Here is an 11,374-nt window from a genome sequence, read left to right on the forward strand (position 1 = left end):
AACCTCACAGTATGCCATAACCGGTCATTTTAATAAAAGCGTCTTCGTCGATAATATTGATTGAAGGAATTTTACGTGCTTTTTCCAATTTAGAACCAGCATCATCCCCAACCACAAGGTAATTCAGTTTGCTACTAACGCCTGAAAGCAACTTGCCACCATTTTTTTCTACAAGCTCTTCTGCAGCTGTACGTTTCAGTTTTGTTAGCGTACCTGTAAAAAGAAAAGTAAGGTTGCTCAGGTTGCCGGTTATTTCTGAAATTCCTGATCTTTTGAGCGTGAGCCCAAGTGCTTCAAGCCTTTCGATCATTTTTATGTTGTCCGGATTATGAAAGAACTGATATATACTTTCAGCAACTTTAGCGCCAACATCCTCGATTTGTAAAAGATTTTCTATTGAATAGTCGCGCAGGTCGGATAAATGTGTCACGGTCCGTGCAAGCACTTTAGCAGTTGTTTCGCCAACATAACGGATTCCGAGTGCGTTGATCAGTCTGTGTACCGGTTGTGACTTTGATTTTTCGATGGCTTCCTTCAGGTTATTAACCGATTTAGCTCCCATACCTTCAAGCTTTGCCATCTGATCATACGGTAAAGTATAGATGGAGGGAACGTCAGTTAGCCATCCCAGTTCGAAAAAATTTCTAATATTGGCTTCGCCCAGTCCGCGGATATCCATCGCATCCTTACTTGTAAAATGTATAATCCTTTCCACGACCTGTGCCTTACAGTTCATATTCGGGCAACGCCACACGGCTTCGCCTTCAGGCTTATACAGTTTATCTCCGCAAACAGGACAGTTCGTTGGAAAAACGATAGGTTTTACATTATTCTTTCTCAATTCGGGTAGGGATTTTACGATATATGGGATAACATCACCAGCCCGTTCCACAAGAACACTATCGCCAATGCGTATGTCTTTTTCACGGATAAAATCTTCGTTATGGAGAGAAATCGATCCCACTGTTACGCCACCGATAGGTACGGGCTCAATTTTTGCAACAGGAGTGATACTCCCGGTTCGGCCTACCTGAAATTCTACATTCTTCAAAATACTGGTGGCCTGTCTTGCTTTAAACTTGTAAGCAATTGCCCAGCGGGGGTGATGAGTGGTCATTCCCAGCCGGTCCTGAATGTTGATGTCATTCACTTTAATCACCATTCCATCAATTTCATATGGCAGTTTGTCTCTTTCAGCCTCATAATCGATACAATAATCAATAACACCCTGGATTCCCTTAATGACTTTTTTCTCTTTAACCGGACTGCGAAATCCAAGGTCCCAAAGCATCTGCAGGCAACCGGCATGTGATTGAAGTGCAGTATCAGCCTTTTTGCCGGAAATCAGCGAGTAATCGCTTACGTGATAAAGGAAGGCCTCCAGGTTTCTTTTACCGACTTCTTTCGGATCCTTAATGCGAAGGGTACCCGAAGCTGCATTTCGTGGGTTGGCCAGCGGCGGCAAATTTTGTTCAGCCAGTTTTTCATTGAATTTTTTGAAATTGTCTTTGTTGATCAATACCTCCCCCCTGATTTCAATCTGTTGAATACCATAGCGTGAAAAAGCTGCTGACAAAGGAATCGACCTGATCTGTTTCAGGTTGGTAGTGATCAATTCACCATGAACACCATCACCGCGGGTTGCTCCACGGGTAAATAAATCATTTTCGTATATCAATGAAATACTGGCTCCATCAAATTTCGGCTCGACACAATATTCGACTTCAGTTAATTTAGAAAGCTCACGTGCCTTGCGATCCCAATCTAAAAGATCATCTGCATTGTAACTGTTCTCCAAAGACAGCATCGGGACCAGGTGTTCAACAGTTACAAAATTGGTTGTAATACCTGCAGCAACGCGCTGTGTGGGAGAGTCAGCTGTTATCCAATCAGGATGTTCGGCTTCGGTTCGTTCCAGCGTTTTGAATAGCTGATCATATTCGAAATCTGAAATCAAAGGGTCACTGAGAATGTAGTACCTGTGCTCATGGAAGCGCAGTACTTCCTTCAGATGCTGTAATTCTTTTGCTGAAATTTTTTTCCCTGCAGTTTTAAGTAATTCAACGGTTTCGGCCTGGTATTTCTTTGTTTGTTCTATAGTATACATGGCTTGAATTATGTATTAAGGCAGAATAAAGATAGTACCACATCCACTGATTAAAGTCGGACAGTCACGGCTAAACTAAAATTGGGGCTCGTGGTTTTTTTTCTACATTTGAAGCGACACCAGCGCACGATTTAGCCAACTTAAACGATTGCCGTATGACATTAGTCGGCGGAACAGCACCTAATATCAATACCTCTCCGGTTCAACTGGAATCCAGATTTCAATTTGCAGTGTCTGTAGACTGCGTGATTTTTGGATATGAGAACAACATGCTCAAGGTGTTGTTAATCAATTGCGATCTGCCGGAATTTAAAGACCGATGGTCCTTACTCGGAGATCTTGTACTTCCGGATGAAGATCTGGATAAAGCTTCTTACCGCATTCTGCGTGAGCGAACAGGTCTTGAAAATGTATTTCTTGAACAGGTACACACTTTCGGAGATGTAAAACGTCATCCTGCCGGGCGTGTAATTACCACTGCCTATTATTCTTTATTGAACATACGCGATCATCAGCTCAAACTTTTAAATAATGACCTGCACTGGCATCCGTTGAAAGACATTGCGACGATGGCATTTGATCATAAGAAAATTCTGGATGCCTGTTATGCTACACTGCAGAAAAAAATACAGGAAGAGCCGATTATTTTTAACCTGCTGGCAAATAAGTTTTCATTGCGCGAATTGCAGTTATTATATGAAACGATTCTGAATGTAGAATTGGACAGGAGAAATTTCAGAAAGAAATTATTTACTACCAACCTGTTGACCGATCTCGATGAAATGGAGGCCAATGTTCCTCACCGGCCAGGTAAACTGTATTCCTTTAATCATGCCCATTATGCTGAAATGAAGAAAAAGCATTTTGTAGGAATTGATTTCTGAATTAAAATGTCAAGACGAAATATAATTATGCAGCAGATTTAAATTTTAAAATGTCTCTTTCGAACGAAAGGATTTGATGCCTCATTTTGGATTAAACGTTTTAGCTTAGATATAACACGATTTTGCAGCTGTGTCTTACTAATTTTCTGTTAATATTTTTTTGGGTTTATGTAAAAACTACATAATTTAGCCCGATCTTAACCAACTAAACGATTGTTATGACTGCCAAAACTATGCTACGAGCGATCGTATTTCCTTGTCTTCTCATTTTTTCATTTCTCACTGCTTCAGCACAGGATAAAACCGTAACTGGTAGGGTTGTCGATAGTAAAGACAACACTCCGGTAGCTGGTGCTTCTGTGACAGCAAAGGGTACCAATGTGGGTACTTCCACCGGTGCAGACGGAACTTTTACTCTCTCGGTTCCTTCAACAGCAACAACATTAGTGATATCGTCTGTGGGCTTTGTAACCCAGGAGATAGCAATTACTACAGGCACTATGGGAATTTCCCTTGTGCAGGGTGGTTCTAACCTGAATGAGGTTGTGGTTACTGGTTATGGAACGCAGCGCAGAAGGGAGGTAACCAGCGCAATTACAAAAATTAGTCCGGAAGGATTCAATAAAGGTAACATCGCTGATGTTGCTCAGTTGCTGCAAGGTAAGGTTGCAGGTCTTTCCATTTCTAAAGCAGGTAGCAACCCCAACGGAGGTTATACTCTTCGTTTGCGCGGTTTGTCAACCATCGGACCAAACTCACAGCCACTGGTTGTAGTTGATGGCCAGGTGGGTGCTGATCTGAACACCATCGATCCAAACGACATCGCGAACATCGAGGTGTTGAAAGATGGTTCTGCCGCGGCTATCTACGGTACACGTGGATCCGCAGGTGTTATCATTGTAACATCTAAAAAAGGTCGCGCAGGTACTTCACAATTGAACTATTCAGGTTCTGTAAGTATCGAAGATCCATTCAGGTTCACACCGCATATGACTGCTGCTGAATTCAGAGCTCTTGGCAAAGGAACTGATTATGGTGCTTCAACAGACTGGAACGATGAAATTACCCGTACAGCTGTAGCTACTACACATAATATTGGTTTTACTGGCGGTAACTCACAGACTACTTACAGTGTTTCATTCAACTACCGTAACCAGGAAGGCGTTGCTATTGAAACTGGTTTCCAGCAGTTCAACGGTCGTGCCAACATCACGCACAAAGCGCTCAAAAACAGGTTAGTTTTAACCCTGGACATGAACGGAACAAAAAGGGAAAATAAAAATGGTTACGCTGATGCATTTAAATATGCTACCATTTATAACCCGACTGCTCCCGTTTATACTAATGACCCTCTGTTCAACATTACTGGTGGCGGATACTACGAAGCCAACTTCGTGGATTATTCAAATCCGGTGGCTATGTTGAAACAGAACACCAACAAAACAAGAAACCTCAGGTATTTCCTGCAAGGATCTGCTGAGTTGGAAATCATTAAAGGTTTAAAATGGCTCGCACGTTACGGTCAACAGGATAATAATAATATCAACGAGCAGTATTCTCCAAGAACAGCATTCATTTCCCGTGGTTTTGCAAACGGGGTTACCGGTTATGCACGTCGCGGTTATTCATATAGAAACTTCAACGAGTCTTTCAACAGGTTGTTTGAGTCAACTCTTTCTTACAACAAAAGATTCGGCAAGCTTGGTCTCGATGCGGTTGCCGGTTATTCATGGCAGCAATTTGATTACCAGGGTCATAACGTAGGTGCTGGTGATTTCATCACTGATGCATCAAGCTACAACTTTGGTGCAGCGGTTGACACACGTAATGGTCTGGCATCAATCGGTTCTTATAAAAATGCAAACAGACTTATCGCATTCTTTGGTCGTGTTAACCTGAACTGGGATGACTTCATCTTCCTTTCTGCGAGCTTAAGGCATGAAGGTTCCACCATGTTTGGTAAGGAAAACCAATGGGGTGATTTCCCAGCGGTAAGTGCAGGTATCGACCTGAAACGCATAATTGATCTGGATTTCATCAACTCGTTGAAATTCAGAGCCAGCTATGGACAAACAGGTGCGCTTCCTCCAAGTCCATACCTTTCAATGGATAGATTGCAACAGACCGGTTCTTATTATGCCGGGAACAACAACTATCTTTTCCCTTATGCAGGGTTCGTAAATCCAAATCCGAACCTTGGTTGGGAAAGAAAAACAGAGCTTGACTTCGGATTGGATTTCTCATTGTTTAGCAACCGCCTTAATGGTAGCTTCGATTACTACAATCGTCAAACAAAAGATCTGATCTTCAACGTTGGAGTACCTTCTCCGCCAAACCTCTTCAACAATACATGGCAGAACATCGGAATACTGGATAACCATGGAATTGAGTTGTCACTGAATTATGACGTTTTCAGACGTCAGGATTTCACCTGGACAACCGGCCTGGTATATACTACGTACAATGTATTTCTTAAAGAGTTAAACGAATCACTGAAAGGTGCCTATGTGGGTTCTACTAACCTTGGTACTCCTGGTCAGGAAGCTACTGAGTTGAACCGAAACTATGAAGGTGAACCGATTGGTAATCTCTGGGGATATAAATTCATTGAAGTGGATCCACGCGGAAAATACCTGTTCGCTGATGCTAACGGAAAGCCAGTTAGAGCAGATAGCGGTGCCGTACGCCAGTTCATCGGAAATGGTTTACCTGATTTCGAGTTTGGCTGGACAAACAGCTTCAAGTACAAAAATTGGGATCTTAGCTTCTTCTTCCGTGGTGCAATCGGCCACGAAATGATTAACACGTTCAGGGCGTTTTATGAAAACCCGAATGTGGCAACCAGCTATAATGTTATTAATTCCAAGTACTTCAATCCTGCGATAACTGATGCTCAGATTTACAGCAGTCTGCACGTAGAAAAGGGTTCATTTGCCAAATTGGATAATGCAACAATTGGTTACAATTTGCCGATTCGCCAGGGAAGTAATTTCTCCAGCTATGTTCGTAATCTCAGATTGTATGTGACTGGTCAGAACCTGTTCATGATCACTGAATATACTGGTGTGGATCCTGAAGTTAGATATCAGGATGGATCAAACGTTCTTGCTCCTGGTATTGACAGAAGGGAAACCTGGGTAATGTCGAGGATTTTCACTTTTGGTCTTAACATTGGTCTCTAATCTCAACTAAATAAATTTCAGTAAATATGAAACTGAATAAATTAATAACAGCGTCCGTAGCAGCTTCCGTTTGCTTCACGCTTTCCTGTACTAAACTGGATGAAACGGAATTGCTTTATGATACTGTTACCTCAGCTAATTTTTATAAAACAGATGCAGAGTTAGCTTCAGCTGTAGGGGCAGCTTACAATAACCTATATGGTTTACTCGGAAACGGAAACATTTTTTCTGTTCAGGAAGTTCCGTCAGATGAAATTGTTGTTCCACAGCGTGGTGCTGACTGGGGTGATGGTGGTCACTGGGTTCGTTTGAAGCAGCACGCATATAAAATTGATGATCCAATGATCATCAACAGCTGGAACTTTGGATTTTCCGGCGTAACGAACTGTAACAAACTGCTGGTTGCGGTGTCTGAAAGTACTTCACCGAATGCTCCAGCTTATGTTTCAGAATTAAAGGCGCTACGTGCCATATACTATCTATGGCTTATAGACCTGTTTGGAAACGTACCTATCACCACAGACTTCACTAATGTTGCACCTCCAGCTACTAAACCACGAGCTGAAGTATATGCATTCATCGAGAAAGAACTGCTTGAAAATGCAGATGCTCTTCCTAAAGAAGGATATGCTGATGGTCCTTTCTACAGCCGCGTCACTTATTATACTGCACAGGCTGCATTACTGCGTTTATATCTTAATGCCCAAGTTTATAAGGGGACACCTGAATGGGATAAAGCTATCGCTACTGCTGATATCATCATCAACTCTGGTAAGTTCGCGTTGATGTCTAATTATATTGACAACTTCAAAAGGGATAACAAAGGATCAAGCGAGTTTATCTGGGCGGTTCCTTATGATGGTGTTAAAGCTGGCGGGAATAATATTGTGATGATGACGTTGAGTTATCTTAACCAGGATACGTACAAAATTAATGCGCAACCCTGGAACGGATTTGCTACGACAGCAGAATTTTATAAATCTTACATCGACCCTGCATTGAATCCTGGTCCTCAGGGCGAAGTTGTAGGTTTGAGCCCGCTTGGAACAAAAGTGACTGGTACAGTAGATAAGAGGTTATCAAACTTCCTGGTAGGTCCTCAATATGCTGCAAACGGAACTACAAGATTGCTGGATGGTGGTGCTGATCTTACTGATCCTGATGGACCACCGCTCACATTTACTCCATATATCAATGAATTGCTCCCTAACGCATGGAGACAATCGGGAGCAAGGATTGGTAAATATCAGTTCTACACTGGTATTCTTCAGAACGCTGATAACGATTTCCCAATTTATCGTTATGCTGATGTTCTTCTGATGAAAGCAGAAGCTGTTGCACGAAAAAATAACAACTGGAATGACCCGGTTACTCTGGCAATCGTTAACCAGATCAGAACCACACATGGTGGTGTTGATCCTCTGGGTTCGTTGACTGCAGAATCTTTCCTTGCAGAACGCGGTCGTGAGATGTTCGCTGAAACTGTAAGAAGAACCGATATGATCCGTTTTGGAACATTTAACAGGGCATTTGACTGGCATGCCGCAGATGGTGATACTCACTGGAATCTTTTCCCGATTCCTGCAACACAGATCAATGCTAACCCCAACCTGGTTCAGAATCCTGGATACTAAGAATTATTTTAGCTCCATAAAGAAAAAGCAAGTGATTTTTCACTTGCTTTTTCTTTATATTCCTTTCTGTTTTTTAGGCATAAATTAACTTGTAAACCCGCACTGCGCCTTAACTTTACCGATTCGCTGTACGAGAGATCCTGTCATGTTGAATTATACGAGTGCCTGTTTATTTTATCGTCTTGCTAAGAAGGCTCTGATCATATTATCTTTCCTAACGGGATTTATTTCCTGTGAATCAAAAAACAATCAGGCCGGGTTAAATTCAGACGCCTCTGTATCTGAACAGCAGTTGTTTGTTAAGGAGTCTCCATCAACTACCGGAATTCAGTTTGCAAATAATGTTGTTTATACGGAAGAACTCAACGTATATACCTTCAGGAATTTTTATAATGGGGGTGGCGTAGCTATTGGAGATATGAATAACGATGGTCTCGCTGATATTTTTTTCTGCGGAAATCAGCAGACAAACAGACTTTATCTCAATAAAGGCAATTTCCGGTTTGAAGATATTACTGATAAAGCCGGACTAAATTCAGAAGGAATCTGGTCAACAGGAGTGACGCTTGCTGATATCAATGGCGATGGACTGCTCGATATCTACATTTGCAAATCAGGCGACTTTACAAAGAAGAACCGGAGCAACGCTCTTTACATTAATAACGGTGATCTTACATTTTCCGAGAAAGCAAAAGAATTCGGATTAAATAACCTGGGGCTTTCAACCCATGCTGTTTTTTTCGACTACGATCGGGATGGCGATCTGGATTGTTATCTTCTCAATAACTCATTTAAATCTGTTGGCAATTTTGACCTGGTAAAGGATCAGCGAAACATTCCTGACAGCATAGGAGGAAACAAATTTTTCCGGAACGATGACAATCACTTTACAGATATCACTGCAGCCGCCGGGATATATTCCAGTAAAATTGGTTTTGGCCTGGGCGTTACCGTTAGTGATCTCAACAACGATGGCTGGCAGGACATTTATATTTCGAACGACTTTTTTGAAAAGGACTACCTGTATATAAATCAAAAAAACGGGCGATTTACCGAAGCGCTTGAATCCGGCATCAATGAGCTCAGCATGAATTCCATGGGCGCCGACATCGCAGACATTAACAACGATGCGCGCCCTGATATTTATGTTACAGATATGTTGCCTGGCATTGAGAGTCGGGTGAAAACCAAAACCAATTTTGAAGACTGGGATAAATATCAATCGGGAATCCGCAACGGTTATTACAAACAATATGTGCGGAATGCCTTACAGTTAAACCGGGGGAATCAGCAGACGGAAGGCCGCAGCAGTATTCCTTACTTTAGTGAAATAAGTCGTTATGCAAATGTGTACGCAACAGACTGGAGTTGGGGAGCATTAATTTCAGATTTTGATAATGATGGTTATAAAGATGTGTTTGTAGCGAATGGAATTTTTAAAGATCTGACAGACCAGGATTATGTGCAGTTTACGGCCAATCCTGCTGAGATCAGGAAAATATTGTTGTCTGAAAAAGAAGGCATCAAAAAGCTGATTGACCTGATGCCATCGAATGCGTTATCGAACTATGCGTTTCGGAACAATGGTGACCTTACGTTTACGAATGAGGCAGCGGGTTGGGGTTTGGGAACACCTGGCTTTAGTAATGGCAGTGCTTATGGAGACCTGGATAATGACGGGGACCTGGACCTGGTGGTAAACAATGTGAACATGCCTTGTTTTGTGTACCGTAACCGTAGCCGTGAGTTGCATAGGGAGCTGCACTATCTGAAGGTGTCCTTTGAAGGCGAAGGGAAAAATCGTTATGGTATTGGCAGTAAGGTTACGGTGTATGGGGAAGGAAAACAGTTTTACCAGGAGCAGATGCCGATGCGCGGGTTCCAGAGTACGGTGGATGCGCGGCTGAACTTTGGATTGGGTAAGACAGGGAAGATCGATTCAGTAAAAGTGGAGTGGAATAGCGGCAAAGTGCAGACGCTGACGACGGTAGCGATGGATACATTGCTGGTGTTAAAGGAGAAAGATGCAACAGCCGCCTCAGCAGTACCCCCGGCACCAATGAAGACACTGTTCACGGCAACAACTGATAGCAAAGGGATCGATTTTGTACATAAGGAGAATGATTTTGTAGACTTCAACCGTGATAAACTGATTTTTCGTATGCTGAGTACGGAAGGTCCGAGAATGGCGACAGGTGATGTCAATGGTGATGGCAGAGAGGATCTGTACATCTGCGGAGCCCGTGGCCAGGCAGGCGCACTGTATATGCAACAGGCGGGCGGCAGTTATAAAAGAACTAACGAAGCCATACTGGAAGCAGATAAAGAGAGTGAAGACACAGATGCGTTGTTTTTTGATGCCGACGGTGATGGCGACCAGGATCTGTTTGTGTGCAGCGGTGGCAATGAGTTTTCTCCGAACTCGACACAGCTGATCAGCCGCTTGTACATCAATGAAGGAAAAGGGAAGCTGAAAAAATCCCCGCAACTGCTTCCTTCTGCAACCTTATTTGAGAGCGCGAGTTGTGTAGCAGCAGCTGATTATGACGGTGATGGCGACCAGGATCTGTTTGTGGGTGTGAGATTAAAACCCTTTGCTTACGGTTATCCGTGCAAAGGTTATGTACTGAACAACGATGGCAGAGGTAAGTTCACCGATGTAACGGAGAAAGTGTGTGCCCCGCTGCTGACAGCAGGTATGGTGACGGATGCCAGGTGGTTCGACTATGATGGAGACACCAGAAAGGACCTGGTGGTGGTGGGAGAATACATGCCGGTGCGTGTGTTCCGCAACGAGGGCGGCAAGACGTTGAAGGAAGTGACGGATGCAGCGGGCCTGAGGAACAGTAACGGCTGGTGGAATCGTGTGGAGGTATCGGATGTGAACGGTGACGGGAGAGAGGACCTGGTGCTGGCCAATCATGGAGAGAACAGCCGGTTTAGATGTTCAGAGAACAAACCGGTGAAGATGTACGTGAGTGATTTTGACAAGAACGGCAGTGTGGAACAGGTGGTAACGTGCTATAATGGAGATTCCAGTTACCCGATGGCCCTAAGACATGACCTGGTGAACGTGTTGCCCTACCTGAAGAAGAAATACCTGAAGTACGAGGCGTACCAGCGTCAGCAGGTGAAGGATATATTTACAGAGGATCAGTTGAAGGAAGCGTTGGAGCTGACGGCCTATGAAATGAGAAGTTGTGTGATGCTGAGTGATGGTAGGGGAGGATACAGTAAACAGCCCTTACCAGCGGAGGCACAACTGAGTGTGATGTACGGGATAGAGGTGATGGACTATGATGGAGATGGAAAGAAAGACATCCTGATGGGAGGAAATTTTTACGAGAGCAAACCGGAGACAGGGATCTATGACGGGAGCTATGGTGTGTTGCTGAAGGGCGACGGTAAAGGAAACTTCCGGTCAGTGGATGCAGACACCAGCGGCATCAGTATCAGAGGGGCAGTGAGAGATATAAAAACTTTGCATTCAGGAACAAAAAAGAAAATATTAGTGGCCAGGAACAATGGTCTGCTCGAGATAAAAAACTATTAACCGAAGACTTTAAT

5 protein-coding genes are annotated in these 11,374 nt (G+C 43.3%); 4 read left to right on the plus strand and 1 reads right to left on the minus strand.

The genetic code is table 11. The annotated features are described in order from the left end of the window. Window positions 1-4 precede the first annotated feature (4 nt). Window positions 5-2,107 carry an NAD-dependent DNA ligase LigA gene (ligA, locus tag P2W82_RS06245; protein WP_336514990.1) on the minus strand — a complete coding sequence of 701 codons (2,103 nt, stop codon included), beginning with the start codon at window positions 2,105-2,107 and terminating at the stop codon, window positions 5-7. A 155-nt stretch (window positions 2,108-2,262) separates the two neighbouring features. On the opposite strand from ligA, the gene P2W82_RS06250 reads away from it, so the two are divergent. The 4 genes from P2W82_RS06250 to P2W82_RS06265 all read left to right on the plus strand — a co-directional run bounded on the left by P2W82_RS06250 (window position 2,263) and on the right by P2W82_RS06265 (window position 11,360). Continuing rightward, window positions 2,263-2,991 carry an NUDIX hydrolase gene (locus tag P2W82_RS06250; protein WP_336514991.1) on the plus strand — a complete coding sequence of 243 codons (729 nt, stop codon included), beginning with the start codon at window positions 2,263-2,265 and terminating at the stop codon, window positions 2,989-2,991. A gap of 218 nt (window positions 2,992-3,209) precedes the next feature. Further along, window positions 3,210-6,173, plus strand: coding sequence for a SusC/RagA family TonB-linked outer membrane protein (locus P2W82_RS06255; protein WP_336514992.1), 2,964 nt, complete (start codon window positions 3,210-3,212; stop codon window positions 6,171-6,173). A gap of 26 nt (window positions 6,174-6,199) precedes the next feature. Then, window positions 6,200-7,807 (plus strand): RagB/SusD family nutrient uptake outer membrane protein, encoded by a 1,608-nt coding sequence (locus P2W82_RS06260; RefSeq protein WP_336514993.1) that lies wholly within the window; start codon window positions 6,200-6,202, stop codon window positions 7,805-7,807. A gap of 145 nt (window positions 7,808-7,952) precedes the next feature. Then, a complete protein-coding gene (locus P2W82_RS06265) occupies window positions 7,953-11,360 on the plus strand; it encodes a VCBS repeat-containing protein (RefSeq protein WP_336514994.1) in 3,408 nt (1,135 codons plus the stop codon). The last annotated feature ends 14 nt before the right edge of the window (window positions 11,361-11,374 follow it).

Source organism: Pollutibacter soli (assembly GCA_029269725.1).
Taxonomy (GTDB): Bacteria; Bacteroidota; Bacteroidia; order Chitinophagales; family Chitinophagaceae; genus Pollutibacter; species Pollutibacter soli.

What these genes read in the sequence shown, in the direction of transcription:
- ligA (WP_336514990.1), bottom strand. Translation starts at nt 2,107, where the DNA reads ATGTATACTATAGAACAAACAAAGAAATACCAGGCCGAAACCGTTGAA.
- P2W82_RS06250 (WP_336514991.1), top strand. Translation starts at nt 2,263, where the DNA reads ATGACATTAGTCGGCGGAACAGCACCTAATATCAATACCTCTCCGGTT.
- P2W82_RS06255 (WP_336514992.1), top strand. Translation starts at nt 3,210, where the DNA reads ATGACTGCCAAAACTATGCTACGAGCGATCGTATTTCCTTGTCTTCTC.
- P2W82_RS06260 (WP_336514993.1), top strand. Translation starts at nt 6,200, where the DNA reads ATGAAACTGAATAAATTAATAACAGCGTCCGTAGCAGCTTCCGTTTGC.
- P2W82_RS06265 (WP_336514994.1), top strand. Translation starts at nt 7,953, where the DNA reads ATGTTGAATTATACGAGTGCCTGTTTATTTTATCGTCTTGCTAAGAAG.